This window comes from Dechloromonas denitrificans (assembly GCF_020510665.1).
GTDB lineage: Bacteria > Pseudomonadota > Gammaproteobacteria > Burkholderiales > Rhodocyclaceae > Azonexus > Azonexus denitrificans_B.
In genome coordinates this window covers 1434925-1454259 of sequence record NZ_CP075187.1, presented here as the reverse complement: position 1 = coordinate 1454259, position 19335 = coordinate 1434925, and the positions used below count along the sequence as shown (strand labels likewise).

Sequence of the window (19335 nt, the reverse complement as noted above, 5' to 3'; positions counted from 1 at the left end):
CGGTCGACCGCGGCAATGTTCGATATTTCAAATCAGCGCTCAGCCAAGCCCCTGGCGGGCCTCGACAAAGGCCGGAAAATCACCGGCAGGCATGGGGCGGGCAAACAGGAAACCCTGGAAAATATCGCAGCCCATCTGCCGCAGCAAGCTCGCCTGCGCCTCGGTTTCGACACCTTCAGCGACGACCTCCAGCCCGAGCGCATGGCCCAGGCTGATAATCGCCTGAACCAGCGCCTGCGCCGTCCGATCAGCCTCCAGATCGAGGACGAAGGATCGGTCGATCTTGATTTCATCGATATCGAAACGATTCAAATAACCCAACGAGGAAAAACCGGTCCCGAAATCGTCCAGCGAAATCCGGATGCCTCGCTGGCGCAAGCTGGCAATGACGCGATTGGCTGCGTCGGTGTCTTGCATCAGCACGGTTTCAGTCAATTCGACAATCAGTTGCGAAGGTGCCACGCCGGTTCGATGCAGCACTTCATCGACAAACTGAACCAGGGTGCGATCAAAGAAGCTGTTCGCTGAAAGGTTGATGCTGATGCAACCCAGATTCGGATTTTTTTGCTGCCAGCGGGCCAGCATTTCGCAGACATGACTGATCAGCCATTCGCTGATCGGGTGGATAAGGCCGGTTTCCTCGGCCAGTGGAATGAACTGTGCCGGAGAGATCAGCCCTTTGAGCGGATGTTGCCAGCGCAGCAGGACTTCCGCCCCCAGCACCTCGCCGGTCCGGGCCGATATCTTGGGCTGCAGGAATGGCAACAGTTCGTTGCCCTGCTCCAGCGCGACACGCAAACTGCGCTCCATGACCATGCGCTGCATCGCCTCGCGGTCATGTTCCGGATCGAAGAAATTAACCGTGGCACCTTCCGAGCGCGCGGCCCGCAAGGCGACCAGCGTCGCACGCCGCATCAGTTCCTGCGAATCTGTCGCATCTTCCGGATAGCACGAAATCCCGATGAATGGCTTGCTCAAGAATTCTTCCGCACCGAGGAACACCGGGCGCGCCAGCGTCTCGCAGATGGCCTCGGCCAGACGGCGGATCACCTCGTGATCCTGCTGGCCGGGCAAGGCGACAATCAACGACTGCTCGTCGTAACGTGCCAGCGCCGCAGCTCCGAGCATCGCTTTGCCGGGATCTTCAGTTGATGCATCGAGCAGGCTGCTCAGCCGGCTGGCCTGCACTTTGATGACGGTATCTGCGATCTCCTGCCCGGCCACCATGGCAATCTGGCGCAGGTGATCGAAATGGATGAACAGCAGGGCCAGCACATACGGCGTCTCGGCATTGTTCAGGTCACGATCAAGCAACTCAAGCAGACGATTGCGGTTGTACAGGCCGGTCAGGCTGTCATGCCAGGCCAGCTGACGGATTTTCTCTTCCTGTTCGACGCGCTGGGTAATGTCCTGGATGAAACCGCTGGCGCCGAGATATTCACCGACATCGCCAAAGCGCGGAAACCCCATTTCATGCACATGAAACCAGGTACTTTCATCGTGTAGACCGCGCAAACGGTAATCCAGCCGATAGGAACGGCCGGATCTCAGCTCCGTCCGGCCACGGACCAGCGCCGCCCGGTCTTCGCGATGGACACGGGCGAGCAGGCGCTCCTTCGGGACAGGCAGCATGCTCGCACCGATGATGTCGAGATACTGGCGCGAGGCATTCACGACCGCGCCATGCTCGTCCATCATCCAGTTGCCCAGATGGGCGATTTGCTGGGTATTGATCAGGTTTTCCTGACTATCCATCAACTCCTTGAATGCCTGGGCCGAACGCAGCAGATAGCGCACGCGGTGAGGCAGCAAGGGCATGTTCAGGGGTTTGGTGATGAAATCGGTGGCACCGCAGCGATAAGCCTCGTCAATCGAGGCCTGATCGTCGAGTGCGGTCAGCATGATGATCGGCAAATGCTCGAGATGATGCTGGCGGCGCAGGGTTCGGCAGGCATCGAAGCCGTTCATGCCCGGCATCAGCACGTCAAGCAGCAGCAAATCCGGCAACTCTCCCCGGCCGATCAGCTCGAAGGCTTCTTCGGCCGATTCGGCTACGATCACGTCGAATTCATGCTGGGCGAGAACGGTCTGGGTGATGGTTCGCATCACCGGTTCATCGTCGACCACCAGAATGCGCTGTTTACCCGGTGAGTTCATGATTTTTCCTTCACAGCGTCGACCGGCGACAGGATTTTGCCGACAGCTGCCTTGACGACGGCAAAGTCGTGCACAACCCGCTCGATAAAGGCCTTGGTCCTATCCTGATCGCCACTCCGTGCGGCCTGTTCGGCCTCCTTGCACAGACCGGAAAAACCCATGATGCCGAGTGCAGCACTCGAGCTCTTGAGGTTATGGACAATCCGGGTGATCCGTTCGAGATCGAAGTCGCGGTCAACGTTGTTCAAGACCTTGATATGCGCCTCGCCTTCCCTCAGATAAGACGCCAGAACAACCGGAATGACGCGCTCCGACTCGGCCCCCAGGCTGCTGCGCAATTCATTCAAATCGATCAGTGGCACACTCTCGGCGGCACCACCCGGATTCTCGGCCTGCTGCGCCGGAGTGCGCCGGACCGAAGGCAGCCAGCGCGCCAAGGCCGAGGCAACCCGGTCGATGGTCACCGGCTTGGTGACGTAGTCATCCATCCCCGCTTGCAGACACATTTCCCGATCGCCCGCCAGCGCATTGGCAGTCAGTGCAATGATCAACTGTCGGTTCTGCTGATTGCTGCGCTCCATTTCGCGGATGATACGGGTGGCCTGCAGGCCATCCATCACCGGCATCTGGACGTCCATCAGCACCAGATCGAAACGTTCCGCTTTCAGGGCTTCGATTGCCAACTGGCCGTTCACTGCCAGTTTGACGCTACACCCCAGCGTCACCAGGATCTGTTCGAGAATGATCCGGTTGGTATCGTTATCCTCAACCATCAGCACCTTGGCATCGAACTGCAGAATCCCCTGCTCTTCCTCCTGCTGAGGAGCTTCGGCCAGGACACCCCAGATTTCAGCCAGCTCGCAGAACAAATCGAGGTCACTGAACGGTTTGCGCACATCCCCGGCCACCCATGCCGGCAACGGCGTGGCATCTCCCTTGTCGGTTTCAATATTGTGGATGACCAGCACGGGGATACCGGCAAAACATGCGCCATCCGAATGGAGCAAGGCTTCGAAGGCCGCCGTATCCTCAAGCAGCACGGCATCGGGATGCAATTCACCGAGCAACCCTTCAAGCAGCCCTGGCTCATGCGCCAGGCGGGCCTTGATTCCCCCCCAGTTCAATAGCGTCAGCCAGTAATTGGCACGATCGCCAGGCGTTGCGGCCAGAACCACCGAACGCCCGGCCAGAGGCGCCAGCCATTCGGGCAGGCTGCGTACCGCCTGGGCAACCTCCAGCGGCAAATCAATCGAGAACACCGACCCCTCGCCCGGCTTGCTGCTGGCGTGGATTTCACCGCCCATCAAGCCGATCAGGTCACGCACGATCGCCAGGCCCAGCCCACTGCCACCGAAGCGGCGGCTCATGCTGTTGTCGGCCTGACGGAAAGGCGAAAAAATATCTTCAAGTGCCGCATTGTTGACGCCAATGCCGGAGTCGCGAACGGTCAGCAACAGACGCTCCGAACCTCGGCCGAGCGTTTTGACCCGGCACGAAAGACGAATGCTGCCGACTTCGGTGAATTTGACTGCGTTGTTGACCAGATTGGTCAGAACCTGACCCAGGCGATATTTGTCGCCAAAGATGTAGCCGGGTACATCCGGGTCGATATCGAACCAGAGATCGAGGCCTTTCTTGCGGGCTGCCGGGGCGAAAACCGAAATGACCTGTTCTATCGTTTCGCGTACATCAAATGGAAAACGCTCCAGTTGCAAGCCGCCGGCCTCGATACGCGAAAAATCGAGGATATCGTTCAGCAGGTAAAGCAGCGTATCGGCCGAACTGCGCAAGGTGGTCAGCTGATACTGCTGTTTCGCGGTCAACGTGCTGGCTGCCAGCAAATCCGCCACACCGATAATGCCGTTCATCGGCGTCCGGATTTCATGGCTCATATTGGCCAGAAAAGCACTCTTGGCACGATTCGCCTCTTCGGCAACCTCCTTGGCCTGACGCAACTCCTGCGTCCGCTTTTCAACCACCTCTTCCAGATGCGCTCGATGACGTACCAGTTCGGTGTCACGGTCGGCAATTTCAACCAGCATGGTGTTGAAGGCATCGGCCAGCTGGCCGATTTCATCATCGGAATACTTGGTGGCGCGCTGCAGAAAGTTTTTCGATTCGGCCACATCCCGGGCCGTCTCAGTCAACGCCCCGAGGGCATTGAGCAGGGATTCCTGCATGCGCCGGGCAATCAGCAGGGCAAAAACAAAGGCCACCAGCGAACCGGCCATAAACCACAGAAAATCGAGCCGCGTATCGTGCCAGACACTATCAAGACTGGCCGTCAGCGATACGGAGCCGATAACGCCTTCGACGGTGCGAATCGGAACAACGACCGTGACATTCGAGAAATTGATGTAACTGGCCACATCAAGATGCGCCTGGTCGGCTTGGCGAGCCTGCTCGGGAACGGGAACAGCAAGCTGGCGATAGCGGTAGCTGAAGTCGCTATCCACGCCGCGCATCGTTGCGGCGACAATTTCGCGGTGCGGCACCAGCGATGAGAACAGGCGCTCAGCCCCGCCGATATCCTGAAACTCGACCACGGCCGAGGCATTGAAGGCGATGACCTCAGCCATCGAGCGCAATTCGGTCAATTTGGCATCGCGGCGGTGATCAACCTGACGCAGCGCGAAGAGCAGAAAGGTCAGGGCCAGGCCGACGCCGACCGAAGTGGCGATAATCGCTGCCAGACGACGCCGGATGGGAAGCTTGTGAATCATCGACCGCCCCCGCTCACCTGGCGGGCCAGACGCAGCATCTGGGAACTAGCCTTCAGTCCGGCGCGCCCCAGTGCATCGGTATTAATGTCAAATTGCAACCTGCCCTCCGATCGCACCAAAGCGATTACACCACCATCACGGGTAAAAATTTCGGCATCGCTGACCGTCAGGATCGCCTGCTTGTCGGACCAGCGCAGCACTGCGGCGAAACGCGACTCCTCGGTGTCTGGCACGAACAGCAACTGACAATCGGCCAATTGGTCAGGACTGGTCACCTTGCGAATGCGCAATTCCCTGCCGATAATCTGCCGGCCCTCGTAAGACGCCAGATAGGGTCCCAGACTATCACGGCCAAACAGGCAGATCGTCGCCGTCGACCGCGACGCCGGCCACTCGACATATTTGAGGAAATTAACCAGATAGGCGGCCTTCAACTGCCCTTCGGACGCCACTTCGCCAAAGCTCGACGAGCCGGCCAGGCTGAGCAAAAGCACGGCGGCAAGGCTGCGAAGTGTGGAAAGAAGCGTCAGAGTGCGCATGATCAGTCAGAACTTCCAGCGCACGGACAACAACAGGGAAGGTGTGACTTCACTCTGCGGACTCGGGATGTAATCCGAAATGAACTCGATACGACGCGGCCCAAGCAAATTGCGGCCGCTCAGGGCAAGCTCGACGTCCTTGCCGAACTTGCGGCCATAGCGCAGGTCCAGCGTCATGTATCCCGGCACGCGAACCAGCTCGGTATAAGGCGCATTGGCCCGGTAGAAACCGGCCGAGCCACGAATCCAGGCATCGAACTGCTGGATGGGCGAGATGTTCCATTGCGAGCGCAAGGCGCCGAAATGACGTGGCCCGCTTTTTTCATCATTTTCTGCCGTTGCATTCAAGGTTGGATTAGCCGACCGGTCAAACTCAAGCCGTGTCCAGGCATAGGAAAGCTGCAAACGCCAGACTGCAGAAACCAGCCAGTCGGCGCTGAATTCGGCGCCATTGCTCCAGGCTGCCATGCAATTGCATGTCTCGACATTCTGGATGATATTCAAGGGCAACATGCTGAAATCCTGGCTTACTGGCAGCCCGGAAACCAAATTCTTGTAACGATAGCGGTAGACCGCAAGATCCGTACTGAAGTTGCTTGTCAGTTGCTTGCGATAGCCGAGTTCGAAGCCTTCCACCTCCTCCGGCTTCAGCGTGCGCGGGGAAGGACGAGTTCTAAGAAAAACCGGCAAGCCCATCGATTCGGCCGATGGACGAACCACACCGGCAAAGATGGTGACATCGCGTTCGGCTCTCGCCGGCACTCTGGGTGCCCGGGCGTATTTCAACCACACGCTGTCGCTGCGACTCGGCGTCCACATCAGGCTGGCGCTGGGTGAAAAAGTATTGCCGCCACGCATCGGATGATCCCAGCGCGCCCCGGCGCCCAGAACGAGGCGATCGCTGATCAGCGTCCAGTCGTCATGAACGAAGACTCCGGTGCTGCGATCCGTATAGTCCGGATTGGCCATCGATACCACGCTGGTCGCAGAGATCACCGAATCCGACGTTGTCCGGTGGCTCCCGCCCCACAACAGGTCGTGCCCGGCAAATGCGTAGCGCGCCTGGTAGTCGAGATCGTAGGTTGTCCGTTCTTCCTTGAAATACTCGCTGATCTCGATCCCTGAGTCGGTCATGGCCATTTGTAGCGATGACTCGACACCGCTATCGGACAACCAGCGATAACGCCCCATCAAGCTTTGGCTCGTATAGCTTTGCTGGATCAGATAGCTGTTCATCCCGAGAAAGCTACCGCCTCCCGAATATTGCGGATTCAGGCGCCACTGATCGCCAAGCGAGGAACGCACGACATTGGCCCAGAGAGTCAGGTCGTGGCCGGCGCCCAGATCCTTGTCGAGACGAAAATCGAGCACGCCGTTGTTCAGGCGATCGACGTTCTCACCGCCTGAGGCATAAAGCTGCGACGGTTCGGCATGACGTCCCTGAACCGACATTTTCCAGCTGGTGTGTTCATCCAGTTGTCCGCCATAACGGGCGTAAAGGCCGGCCTTGCCCTGCGTTCCAAGACTGGCCACCGCCTCTCCCCCACCCTGATGGCGGGTGTGACGGCTGATGATGTTGATCACGCCATTGACGGCATTGACGCCCCACATCGCAGCCCCCGGCCCGCGAATGACCTCGACGCGCTCAATATCCTCCAGCGCGATCAGGTCGGCCTCCCACATCACCCCGGAGAAAATCGGGTGATAAACACTGCGACCATCGACCAGAACCTGCAATTTATTGGCAAAGCGGCCATTGAAGCCGCGGGCGGTCACTGCATAGCGTGCGCTATCGATCTGCGCTACTTCGATCCCAGGTACCATCCGCAGCACATCGGGCAAGGCCTGCGCACCGGAGCGCCGGATGTCTTCGGCCGAAATCACGAACGCCGCAGCCGGCACATCGGACAGACTCTGGCTCTTGCGGGAAACCGAGGTGATATCGGCCTTGGTCAGCTCCTCAAGACCCATCTCATCCACTGCACTGCCGGCCAGCACATCACCCCCCCAAGCCAGCAGCATAAGCGAAAGCACTTTTTTGCAGCGCATTTTCGTTCGCCGAAATTTATCGTTATTGATGTACTGATTTTCCCCACATTAAGCCTTGCAAGCAAGGTCAAGATATCCTTTTCAAACTTATTTCTGACATCGCTGCAATACCCGGTGAAATCAGCCAAATACAGGCAATGGAAGGCTCTTTTCCTTGATCTGCGTTATCCCGAAAAAACAATCTCACTGCGTATAATGGTTCGCTCATGAAGGATGCCATTTCACTCGCCGACAGCCTCTATCTTCACGCCCGCCATGGACAGGCTGCACCAGCCCTGATCGCTGCCGGCCAATCCTGGAGCTACGCCGAACTACTGGCCGATGCCCAAGCAGAACAAAGCAGCAAGACAGGCGCACCCAACGCACCACTGATCGCCTCAGGCAGCAGCCTGGCGCTGGCTCGACAAGCGTATCGCTGCGCCATCGAAAAATGTCCTTTCTGGCCCGTCGACCGCAACAATCCGGCCAGCATCGAGAAAAACCGGGCCGCACTGCAAAACGTCGAGCTTCCTGGCGAAACAGCCTTGATCATTTCGACCAGCGGCAGCGAGGGCGAAGCCCGGGCCGTATTGCTCGGCAGCACAGGCATGGCCGCGGCCGCCCGGGCATCCAACCAGCACTTGCCGCTCCATCCGGCTGACATCTGGCTCAACTGCCTGCCGCTCTATCACATCGGCGGCCAGTCGATCCTGTGGCGCTGCGCCCAGGCCGGCGCCAGCGTGCTGCTGCACGAAGGTTTTAGCATCGAGAATATTGCGGTCGACCTCGAAAAATACCCGGTTTCACATATTTCTCTGGTTCCGGCCATGCTGGCCCAATTGCTCGACAAGCAGATTACCGCCCCCACCAGCCTGCGCCACGTTCTGGTCGGCGGCGCGGCACTCGCCCCTGCGCTGTACGAAAAAGCCCTCGGCGCCGGCTGGCCGGTCTACCCCAGCTACGGCATGAGCGAAACATCGGCCCAGATTGCGACATACCATCCAACCGACGGCCCCTGGCAACAAGGTCTGGTTGGCAAAGCATTGACCGGCAGCGAAATTGCCATCGACACGAATGGCCGAATCCGGGTTCGCGGCCAGCAACTCATGCTCGGCTACCTCGATGGCAGCGGAATCGATGCCGACGGCTGGCTGACAACCGGCGACCTGGGCCGGATCGATGCGACAGGATGCCTGACCGTGACCGGCCGGGCCGATGACATGCTGATCAGCGGCGGACGCAACATTCACCCGATCGATGTCGAAGCCTGCCTCGCCGCTTGCCCCGGCATTATCGACGTTGCCGTCACCGGCCAGCCCGACCCGGTATGGGGCGACCTGGTCGTCGCGCTGATTGTCGGCACAGCCGGTGCCGAACAGATTACCCGGCATGCCCGTCAGCACCTGCCCTCGGCAGCCGTACCACGCAAACTGGTTTTTCTCGACCGATTGCCACGCAACCCGACCGGAAAACTGGTCAGGGCAGAATTGCGGCGCCTGGCCGGCGAAAGCGCGTCATGAAGTCACTTCTGCACAAACTGATCAACGATCAAAGCTGGGCAGCGCAACTCGAAGCGCTGGCGACAGGCGCGCCGGCCTCGGCGCCAATCAGCATCAGCCGGCCACTGGCTGGCACAAGCGCCGACTGGCTGAGCCTGCTCCCCGAAAATGCACCATTCTGGTATCGGGCCCGTCCGCAACAGGGCGAATTTCGGCTCGGCATTGGCCATGCACTGCATCTCGGCACAGCCGGCAGCAATCGCTTTGCCGCTCTCGACAATGCCTTTCAGGGGCTGTGCCAGGAATGGCGGCACGAAGGGAGTGCCTACGCCTTTGCCGGCTTCGCCTTCGACCCGGAAACACATGATGGATTACCCAATGCGCTGCTCGCCATTCCATCCATCCTGCTCACCTCGATCAACGGGCAAAATTCCGTCACCCTGACGATTCCCGCAGCTCGCCGCGATCAGGCACGGGCTACATGGCTGGAGCTGATCGCCCAGCCGGCAATCGCCCGTCCCGTACGCCGACTGCCGGGACGTCCGGAAACGCTGGCCGAACAGGCGTGGATGGCCAGAGTCCGCGCCGCCTTGCGGGAAATTGAAAAAGGCACGCTGGACAAACTGGTTCTCAGCCGCCAACGCAGCATTCAGGCAAGTGCGCCTTTTTCGGCCACGACCATTCTGCGCAACCTGATCGACTGCCAACCTGACAGCCTGATCTATGCCCATGGCCAGGGCGAACAAACCTTTCTCGGCGCCAGCCCGGAGCGCCTGCTCCGACTGCAGAACGGCGAGGTTGAAGCAGATGCGCTGGCCGGTACGGCATGGGCTGAATCGCCCTCACTGAGCGATCCGAAAAACCGGCACGAGCAATCGCTGGTCGTCGATGCCATCATCGATGCCCTGGCTCCGCTCTGCCAGACCCGTCCCCAGGCCGGTGCACCGACCGAACACCCGGCCGGACAACTTCGCCATTTGCGCAGCCGGATTTCTGCCCGCATCAAGGAGCAAACCACGCTCTTCGACCTGGTCCGCGCGCTGCACCCAACACCGGCGGTTGGCGGCTTTCCCGGCCCGGCTGCCCGGCACTGGCTGAAGCAGCATGGCGAGCGGCGGCCAAGCTGGTACAGCGGTGCTTTCGGCCTGCTCGACAGCAATGGCGAGGGTGAATTTTCGGTCGCCCTGCGCTCAGCGCAGATCAACGGCTGCATGGCCGAATTCCATGCCGGCGCAGGCATCGTTGCCGGCTCCGATCCGCAGCAGGAACTGGCTGAAACGGAAGCCAAACTAAGCACCTTGCTCAGCGCCTTCGCTGCGCCGGAAACGCCCCCGCTGACCGGCACCCTGCACGACTGACAGCAAGTTTTCCGGGAAAAACCCGGCTTTTTGGGGCGCCCCCTGCCAGCCACTTGTTTTTCAGCGCCGCCTGTCATTCAAATGAAATACTTGTGCAACAAAATGACGGGCTTACGGCATATACTTGAGAAATAACGTGGAGTGCGCGCGATGACCCATCCAAAATTACAACCCCGCTTTCCGGCTGATCAATACCTGAATCGCGAGCTTGGCCTGCTTGCCTTCAATCGCCGTGTTCTCGCCCAGGCCCAGGACGAACGTGTTCCCCTCCTTGAACGACTGCGCTTCCTTTGCATCGTTTCAAGCAATATGGATGAGTTTTTCGAGATCCGCATGGCCGGGCTGAAGGAACAACTCAAGGCCAACGCTCCCGGCATTACAACCGATGGCCGCACGGCACAGGAAGCTTTCCGGCTGGTTTCAGCCGAAGCCCATGCCATCGTGACCGATCAGTACCAGCATCTCAATTCGGTTATTCTTCCGGCACTGGCCGAACAGGGCATCCACTTCCTGCGCCGCTCCAAATGGAATGAAGCACAGCGCGAGTGGATCCGCAGCTACTTCATCCGCGAAATGGTGCCGGTACTCACGCCCATCGGGCTGGACCCGTCGCACCCCTTCCCGAAAGTACTCAACAAGAGTCTTAACTTTGCCGTCGAACTTGAGGGCAAGGATGCTTTCGGGCGTAGCTCGAATGCCGCAATCGTCCAGGCGCCGCGCGTCCTGCCACGCGTCATCCGCTTGCCGGAAGAACTGGCCGGGGTCGAATACGGTTTTGTTTTCCTGTCGTCCATTCTTCATGAATTTGTCGGCGAACTATTCACCGGCATGACCGTGCTCGGCTGTTATCAGTTCCGCGCGACGCGCAACTCCGACTTGTTTGTCGATGAAGAAGAAGTCACCAACCTGCGCACCAAGTTGCAGGGCGAATTGCCGCACCGTCACTTCGGCGATGCCGTGCGTCTCGAAATTGCCGACAACTGTTCGGAAGCGATGACCGAGTTCCTGCTCGCCCAGTTTGGCTTGAAAGAACAGGATCTTTACCGCGTCGTCGGGCCGGTCAACCTGGTTCGCCTGATGCAGGTGCCGGATTGGGTCGACCGCCCGGACATGAAATTCACCCCCTTCGTCCCCGGTCTGCCCAAGGCCGTCGGCAAGGGCATGAACATTTTTGACAGCATTCGCAAGAACGACATCCTGTTGCACCACCCTTACCAGTCTTTTGCCCCAGTCATTGAATTGCTCAACCAGGCAGCAATCGATCCGCAGGTTGTCGCGATCAAGATGACGGTCTATCGCACCGGTACCGATTCGGTGCTGATGCAATCGCTGATCCGTGCCGCCCAGAATGGCAAGGAAGTCACTGTCGTCGTCGAGCTGATGGCCCGCTTCGATGAAGAAGCCAATATCGGCTGGGCCACCAAGCTTGAGGAAGTCGGCGCTCATGTGGTCTATGGCGTTGTCGGCTACAAGACCCACGCCAAGGCGCTGCTCATCGTGCGCCGTGAGGAAGGCAGCCTGAAACGCTACGCCCATCTGGGGACGGGCAACTACCATCCGCGCACCGCCCGGCTCTACTCCGACTTCGGCCTGATGACGGCCAACGAGGAAATCACCCATGATGTCAGTGAAGTTTTCAAACAACTCACCGGCCTCGGCAAGGCGCGTACGCTGAAGCATCTGTGGCAAGCCCCCTTCACGCTGCAGCCCAACGTCGTGGCCGGCATCCGGGCCGAAGCCGAAACAGCGCGGGCCGGCGGCAAGGCTCGCATCGTCGCCAAGATGAATTCACTGCTCGAAGCCGAAGTCATCCATGAACTCTACGAAGCCTCGAAAGCCGGCGTCGAGATCGAACTGATCATTCGTGGCGTCTGCGCACTGCGCCCAGGTGTTCCCGGCTTGTCCGAGAACATTCGCGTCCGTTCGATCATCGGTCGATTCCTTGAACATCACCGGGTGTTCTATTTCTACGCCGGTGGCCAGGAAACGGTCTATCTTTCAAGTGCCGACTGGATGGAGCGCAATTTCTTCAAACGGATCGAACTGGCCTTCCCCATTCTCGACCCCAAGCTGAAAAAACGCGTCATCACTGAAGGTCTGAAATTCTACCTGGCCGACAACCAGCAAGGCTGGGACATGAACAGCCAGGGAACTTACCAGCGCCGTCGCTCTCCACGCGCCAAGCCACACAATGCGCAAGGCGAACTGATGGTGACACTGGGAGAAATCTAGGCGCGGTTTGCTGCGGTCGACCTCCGGAAACCGGAAAAACAAAAATGCGGCCTGAAAGCCTAATGCAGTTCAGTTAAGGCTCTTTTAGGTGACGAACGGCGTAACGAGCCGGTCTGGCTTTGACGACACGGGGGCATTTTCGCCCCCGTCGTTTTTCCACGATAGCCATCTGCAACTGCAAACGCAGGCGCGCCAGATGGGACGGCAGTTTCCCCGGACTCATTCCCGCCGCCCAGATCAGTTCGTGCTGGATGATGTGCAGTGCGCGCAGGAAGCTCAGATCGGTCGGAGCGACGCGCGCTTCAGTGGCCGCCTTGGCGATTTCAAGTCTGATCAGGTTGTAGGCAATTAAGGCCCCCCAGATTTCCTGATTGACCCCTTCGGGCAAACGCGAGCGCAAGGTCAGCGCTTCGCCCAGCATCGATTGCTTGAGCTCGCGGTAGCTGGTTTCAATTTCCCAGCGCCGGCGATAGCAGTCCGCCAGATCCTGCGCTTTGATGCGGCGGCGATCGAACAATGAGGTCAGCAGTACCCGGCTTTGACCATTGGCCGACTCGACTCGAATGGCACGGGCCTCCCAGGCCTCGGGCAGATCAGGGGCCTTGACGCGCGCTTGAGGAGATATACGCAAACGAACCCGACAATCCTCGGGCGTTCCCGACAGGACTTCGTATTGCGTGTTGGACTTGGCGGGGATCAGGTAATGCCGCTCGGTGCCCGCAGCACTCAAGCCCAACAATATTTCCGCAGAAACAAAGCCCTTGTCGAAGACGGTCAGGGAATGGTCCTCGATCCGACCGATCAGCGCCTTGGCGTAAAGCATTTCGTTCTGGCCGTATTGGCCAAACTCGATGGCCGAGACCAGATGGGTGGGCAGTGCCGTCAGGCTGACGGCACGCACCTGAGGATAGGAGGCCACTTTGCCGCTGGCGTAGCGTTGGGCACCAAAGAATTCGCGGTTCTCGGGGCTGTCCGGCACCCGAAAGGTGGTGCCATCGACCGCCCATAGCGAAAGTCCCTTCCACTGATTCGCGACCTTCTCCTGTGCGCACCAGGCTTGGGCCGTTTGCTCGAACAACCATTGCAGCGGGGCTTGGCCAAGGCGAGCCCGCGCCTGCGTGATCGCACTCTTGCAGACCGCCTCGATTCGGGTGTCGGGCAAGGCCAGATCCAGGGTGCTGAGTACTTCTTCCATCGACTGGCGACGAAACAACGCCAGGGCGATCACCAGCCAGACCACTTGCTCCGCCGGCAAACGACGGCGGCGAACACTCGCCACCCCATGCGCGCTGAGCGCCTGCTCAATCCACTCATACGGCAAATGAGCCGCCAGACGATCGAATCCGATCGTCGGCATGACATCTGTCGTAATGGAGAGCTGGCTGGACAACATCGTTCGCCACGTTAACCATTCGGCGAACTGTCCACAAGCCCCAAAATGAAAAATGCCGCTCACCTAAGTGAACGGCATTAGGCCTGAAAGCCGCATTTTTCATTTCATCGACAATCAACGTCCGCGCGGTTTGGCCGCAGGTTTGCGCCCGGCGGGTGCGGCTGCATTCCTGGCCTGGCCACGACGCCCCCGCCCGGCTGGCTGATCGTCAAAACCAACCCAGTTGCTTGGCACGCCTTTGCCGGAAGCTTTGGGCACTTTCGGTTTTTTGGGTTTTTTCAGCACCTGACCGGCACCATTGGTCATCGGAACACGGTGATCCGGTTCAAACCCCGGCTCTTCATGACGCACCAGCGTCTGCTTGGTCAGGGTTTCGATCGCCGACAGCAGATTGACCTCATCGGCACAGACCAGTGAAATTGCCTCGCCGCTGGCACCGGCCCGACCGGTCCGGCCAATGCGATGAATATAGTCTTCGGCAACGATCGGCAGATCGAAATTGACCACCTGCGGCAAGTCGTCGATATCCAGCCCTCGGGCCGCCACATCGGTTGCAACGAGAATCTTCACTTCACCGACCTTGAAACTGTCCAGCGCGCGCTGGCGACTGGCTTGTGGTTTGTCGCCGTGAATCGAGTCGGCACTGATCTTCATCGCCATCAGGGTTTCAACCAGTTGCTCAACGCCCTTGCGGGTCTTGACGAAAACCAGCACCTGCCCCCAACGCCTTTTCTTGAGCAGATGGCAGAACAATTCGCTCTTGCGTTTCTTGTCGACCGGGACAACCCATTGCTTGACGCTCTTGACCGTCGTGTTGCGCGGGCTGACTTCGATGCTCAATGGCTTGTCGAGCAGCTTGGCAGCCATTGCCCGGATTTCGTCCGAAAAGGTTGCCGAGAACAGCAGCGTCTGACGGCGCTTCGGCAAGCCGGCGAACACGGCGTTCAATTCATTGGCAAAACCGAGATCGAGCATGCGGTCGGCTTCATCCAGCACCAAGGCCTGCACCTGGGTAAATTTCACGGCATTCTGGCGATGCAGGTCAAGCAGACGACCCGGCGTCGCGACCAGCACATCGACCCCGCGCCGCAACGCCATCATCTGCGGATTGATGCTGACCCCACCGTAGACCGCGTAAGTCCGCAGCGGCAAGCCTTCGCCATATTCGCGGAAACTGGCATGAACCTGTTCGGCCAGTTCGCGGGTCGGCACGAGCACCAGAACGCGCACGGAATTGGCATTGACCGGCGGACCTTCGCTGACTAGACGATGCAATAACGGCAGCGCAAAACCAGCGGTTTTACCCGTCCCGGTCTGGGCTGCGGCCATCAAGTCGCGGCCGGCAAGCACCGCCGGGATGGCCTGGGCCTGAACCGGTGTCGGCGTTTTGTAGTCGAGTCTTTCGAGCGTATGGAGAAGCGGGTCGATCAGACCGAGTGAAGCAAAAGTCATGGGAATGGGCTGGCCGGCAAGGGCAAAAAACGGAATGGGCAGAGTTTACCCTGTCGCGAGCCGATATCCGGTGCTCGATCCGGATTGTTCAGTAATACACCGTTTACTGCTGGGCAGCCTGCGCTTGCTGCAGGTGCCGGCCAAGATTCTTGTCCTCTTCCGAAATATGGCGCTCGAACCAGTATTCGACGAAGCGGATCAGGCTGAACACATCCATTTTCCCGGCCTGTACATCGGCCAACGTCTTGGCAATGCTCTTCAGCATTTTTCCATGCTTCACGGCATGGAGCGAAAAATCCAGCCCGGCGGCAGTCGCCAGACGCTCCTCGGTGGCACAGTGTTGGCGCAAGGCCAGCATCAAAGCTTCGGCCTCGACGACCGGCAAGGCATTCGCTGCGATGCACAGCGCCTTCAGATTAGCCAGGCGGGCAAACAGCGCAGCGTGCTGATTGTCGATTTCCGGAATATCGATATGCAGTGCTTCAGGCAGAAAAGCGGGTGCGACGGCGGACATTGCGAACTCCTTGAATGCGGGAACCGACCAACAAAGGTGAACTCAATTATTTTTATCAGTTTATTACGAATAAGCCATTTTCAGCATGTGCTGCGGTCGACGGGCCAGAAAATCCATTTTCAGAATGTTTGATCCATGCGGCAGTATTTTCTTTCTCTGCCTGCCAGACTATCCCTTTTCGAAGACCCATTGTGACGCCCCATGTCCTCTGAAGCGACGCTCGATACGATACCGGAAATACCCCCCGCCCCTGCGGCCGGCCGGATTCCCGGCAACAAGGGGATCTGGGTCGGTATCACCTGTGAATTTGTCGAGTTTGCCGTCCTGTTCATCGTGTACTTCGTTGCCCGCTCGCACTTTCCCGAAGCATTCCAACAAGGTGCCGACCGCCTTTCCCGAGTGTCCGGCACGGTCATTACGCTGCTCATGGTCACCAGCAGTTTCTTCATTGCCTGCTCGGTCACAACGATGCGCGCCGGCCGCCGCAAGGCATCGCTATACTGGCTGATCGCCGGCCTGATCGTCGCCCTCGGCTACCCGGTTGCCAAATACCAGGAAATTCAGTGGAACCTGGCGCACGGCATCAATGGCGAGTCAGGCATCTTTTTCACGGTGTATTACTACCTGACCTTCAATCATCTGGTCCATGCCACCTGGGGAATTCTTGGCATCATCTGGGTGCTGGCCCGCCATCTGGTCGGCGGCTACACGGTCGAAGACCACGTCGGACTTGAAGCGCTGGCCAGTTACTGGCACGCAACCGACATTATCTGGCTGATTATTTTCCCGTTCTTTTACGTGCTGGCCTGACCCATGGACAATCATCCGACACCGAACACTTCACTGCGCCCGCTGACCGAGGCATGGTTGGTTTTGTGCCTGCTGACCGTGCTCAGCCTCGGGCTGGGCCAATGGTTTCACGGTGCCCCCTGGCTTCCCTTGCTGGTTGCCGCAATCGTCTGGTTCAAGGGCATGCTGGTGGCGCATCGCTTCATCGAGTCCAGGCTGGCACACCCGTTCATCGCACGGGTGCTGGCCATTTTCATCGCCTTTGCGCCTGCCGCCCTGATCCTGACCGGATTTTTCGGCGCTCAGTTTGCCCGCTGGGCGAGTTTGTAGAACTCAGGCCCGGCGGACGCCGACCACCCCTTCGACTTCATGAATCAAGGCCAGCGTGCGTTGCATCTGGCGCAGGTTGGTCACTTCAACGGTGAAGCTCATGTGGGCCTTGCCCTGCTTGGACTGGGTGTTGACCCCGATCACATTGAGCTTTTCGCGCGTGAAGACTTCCGAAATATCGCGCAGCAAACCCTGACGATCGTGGGCATCGACCACGATATCGGTCGCAAAGACGCCGGTCGTCTGGACGCCCCAGTCGGTTTCGATGACCCGCTCAGGATGCAGTGCCGCCAGGTTGGCAAAATTGGAACAATCCATCCGGTGAATCGAAATGCCCTTGCCGCGCGTAATGAAGCCCTGGATTTCGTCCGGCGGGGCCGGTTTGCAGCAACGCGCCAGCTGGGTCAGCAATTTGTCGACACCAACGATCAGGATGCCCTGGTTGCCTTCGACCGGTTTGCTCGGCTTGGTCTGGACCTCGTCCGGCAACAGGGTTTCGGCCAGCAGATCGCCGCCCCGGGCAACCGACTGGAACTGACGCTGATTCAGGTCGCCCCGTGCCGCAGCGATATACAGGTCGTCGGCCTTGGAAAAACCAAGCTTGTGCGACAGTTCCTCGATATTTGCACTGGTCTGCCCGGCCCGCTGCAACTCCTTGGCGATCAGGCTGCGCCCTTCCGCCAGTGTTTCCTCCAGCGCCAGGTTCGAGAACCAGCTGCGTACCTTGACCCGGGCGCTCTTGGTGTGGATGTAACCAAGCGTCGGATTGAGCCAGTCGCGTGACGGACCGCCTTGCTTGGTGGTCACGATCTCGACCTGCTGCCCGGTTTCGAGTGCCGTGTTGAGCGGCACCAGATGACCATTGACCTTGGCGCCGCGGCAACGATGGCCGAGATCGGTATGAACCCGGTAAGCGAAGTCGACCGGCGTAGAGCCTTGCGGCAGATCAACCACCTTGCCCTGCGGCGTAATCACGTAGAGCGTTTCGTCGAGCGCCGCCTGCTTGTAGTGATTGACCCAGTCGGAACTATCGGCGACCTCTTCCTTCCAGGTCAGCAATTGACGCAACCAGGCGATTTTCTCGTCGTAATCATCCTCGGAAGTCCGCTTGCTGCCTTCCTTGTAACGCCAGTGGGCCGCCACACCGAGTTCGGCATGCTTGTGCATTTCCCAGGTACGAATCTGGATTTCCAGGCTGCGCCCGTCCGGACAACGCACCGCCGTGTGCAGCGAGCGATAGTAGTTGCCCTTGGGATTCGAGATGTAATCGTCGAACTCCTTGGAAATCGGCGACCACAGGTTATGCGCAATGCCGAGCGCGGTATAACAATCCTTCAGATCATCGACGATGATGCGCAAGGCGCGCACGTCGTACACCTCGGAGAACTCGACGCCCTTCTTCCGCATCTTGTTCCAGATGCTGTAGATATGCTTCGGTCGACCGTAAATTTCGGCCTTTTTTACACCGGCCGCTTCCAGCTCGCTGCGCACCCTGGCGACCGCATCGACGATGAATTGCTCGCGTTCCGAGCGCTTCTCGTCGAGCATCTTGGCGATTTTCTTGTAGGTCTCCGGGTGGATGAAGCGGAAGGACAAATCCTCCAGTTCCCACTTCAGTTCCCAGACCCCGAGGCGGTTGGCCAGCGGCGAATAGAGCTCCAGCGTTTCCCGTGCTACCTGAATGCGCAGGTCGTCCGGATTGGCCGCGTAAAAGCGCAGGGTCTGCGTCCGGCTGGCCAGACGCAGCAGCACGACGCGAATGTCCTCGACCATCGCCAGCAGCATCTTGCGCAGCACTTCGACCTGCGCCTTCATCTCGGCCGGATTCGCTTCACCGGCTTCGATATTGGCCGCCACGAAGCCTTTGGTGATCGGCCGCAACCGATTCAGGCGCGAAATGCCATTGACCAGATGCGCAGCCGGCTTGCCGAAATGCTCCTCGATCCGGGCAATGCCATGCTCGTCATGCGACGGTATGGCGAACATGATGGCCGCGATGCGCGATTCGACATCCATCCGCAAGCCGGCAATGATGACCGACATGCCGAGGGCGTGCGACCAGATACGTTCGCCGCTCCCCAGTTTCTTGTCACCATAAGCTTCCCAGGCGTACTCGACCGCCCGCTTCAGGCGCGCTGCATCGTCGGCAGCCAGACCTTCCGAAAGGGTGGCGAGAAACTGATCGAAGTCGCTCTGGGCAGCGACGGAGTGAACGACGGAAACCATAGGCCGGCATTATATGTCCGTTCCGCTCAGGACCAATGCAGATCAGCAATTTGGCGACACAACTGACTTCTGCCCGGCCGGCAGCTTCAGGCATA

Annotated in this window: 13 protein-coding genes; 5 read left to right on the top strand and 8 right to left on the bottom strand. The window is 59.1% G+C overall.

The genetic code is table 11. The annotated features are described in order from the left end of the window. Positions 1–39: 39 nt before the first annotated feature. From KI614_RS06720 to KI614_RS06700, 4 genes are read right to left on the bottom strand one after another with little or no spacing between them, the layout of a single operon-like run. The gene (locus KI614_RS06720; protein ID WP_319002843.1) at positions 40–2157 is read right to left on the bottom strand and encodes an EAL domain-containing protein; all 2118 of its coding nucleotides are present in this window, start codon (positions 2155–2157) and stop codon (positions 40–42) included. After that, on the bottom strand, positions 2154–4880 hold the full coding sequence (locus KI614_RS06710; RefSeq protein ID WP_226408743.1) for an ATP-binding protein: 2727 nt from the start codon (positions 4878–4880) through the stop codon (positions 2154–2156). Before KI614_RS06710 ends, KI614_RS06720 begins: the two co-directional genes overlap by 4 nt. Further along, positions 4877–5419, bottom strand: a complete 543-nt coding sequence (locus tag KI614_RS06705; RefSeq protein WP_226408741.1) for a YfiR family protein — start codon at positions 5417–5419, stop codon at positions 4877–4879. The genes KI614_RS06710 and KI614_RS06705 overlap by 4 nt, the downstream gene beginning before the upstream one ends. 6 nt (positions 5420–5425) lie before the next feature. Further along, positions 5426–7468: a TonB-dependent receptor plug domain-containing protein gene (locus tag KI614_RS06700; RefSeq protein ID WP_226408739.1), complete on the bottom strand. Its 2043-nt coding sequence runs from the start codon at positions 7466–7468 to the stop codon at positions 5426–5428. Between the two features lie 206 nt (positions 7469–7674). Between KI614_RS06700 and KI614_RS06695 the strand changes: the two genes are divergently transcribed. The 3 genes from KI614_RS06695 (at position 7675) to ppk1 (ending at position 12536) form a co-directional block, all read left to right on the top strand. Continuing rightward, entirely contained in the window at positions 7675–8967 is a 1293-nt protein-coding gene (locus KI614_RS06695) for a class I adenylate-forming enzyme family protein (protein WP_226408737.1), read from the top strand. Then, the gene (locus KI614_RS06690) at positions 8964–10304 is read left to right on the top strand and encodes an isochorismate synthase MenF (RefSeq protein ID WP_226408735.1); all 1341 of its coding nucleotides are present in this window, start codon (positions 8964–8966) and stop codon (positions 10302–10304) included. The genes KI614_RS06695 and KI614_RS06690 overlap by 4 nt, the downstream gene beginning before the upstream one ends. 150 nt (positions 10305–10454) lie before the next feature. After that, entirely contained in the window at positions 10455–12536 is a 2082-nt protein-coding gene (ppk1, locus tag KI614_RS06685; RefSeq protein ID WP_226408732.1) for a polyphosphate kinase 1, read from the top strand. A gap of 73 nt (positions 12537–12609) precedes the next feature. Here the strand turns inward: ppk1 and KI614_RS06680 are convergent, their stop codons facing one another. From KI614_RS06680 to KI614_RS06670, 3 genes are all read right to left on the bottom strand, one after another. Next, on the bottom strand, positions 12610–13929 hold the full coding sequence (locus tag KI614_RS06680) for an IS4 family transposase (RefSeq protein WP_226408730.1): 1320 nt from the start codon (positions 13927–13929) through the stop codon (positions 12610–12612). Positions 13930–14043: 114 nt separating this feature from the next. Further along, positions 14044–15381: a DEAD/DEAH box helicase gene (locus KI614_RS06675; RefSeq protein WP_226408728.1), complete on the bottom strand. Its 1338-nt coding sequence runs from the start codon at positions 15379–15381 to the stop codon at positions 14044–14046. Between the two features lie 103 nt (positions 15382–15484). Next, the gene (locus KI614_RS06670) at positions 15485–15895 is read right to left on the bottom strand and encodes a bacteriohemerythrin (protein ID WP_226408726.1); all 411 of its coding nucleotides are present in this window, start codon (positions 15893–15895) and stop codon (positions 15485–15487) included. A gap of 201 nt (positions 15896–16096) precedes the next feature. Between KI614_RS06670 and KI614_RS06665 the strand changes: the two genes are divergently transcribed. Beyond that, positions 16097–16705, top strand: a complete 609-nt coding sequence (locus KI614_RS06665; RefSeq protein ID WP_226408724.1) for a cytochrome c oxidase subunit 3 family protein — start codon at positions 16097–16099, stop codon at positions 16703–16705. Between the two features lie 3 nt (positions 16706–16708). Further along, on the top strand, positions 16709–17014 hold the full coding sequence (locus tag KI614_RS06660; protein ID WP_226408722.1) for a hypothetical protein: 306 nt from the start codon (positions 16709–16711) through the stop codon (positions 17012–17014). Between the two features lie 3 nt (positions 17015–17017). Here the strand turns inward: KI614_RS06660 and KI614_RS06655 are convergent, their stop codons facing one another. Continuing rightward, entirely contained in the window at positions 17018–19240 is a 2223-nt protein-coding gene (locus tag KI614_RS06655; RefSeq protein ID WP_226408720.1) for a RelA/SpoT family protein, read from the bottom strand. Positions 19241–19335: the final 95 nt, after the last annotated feature.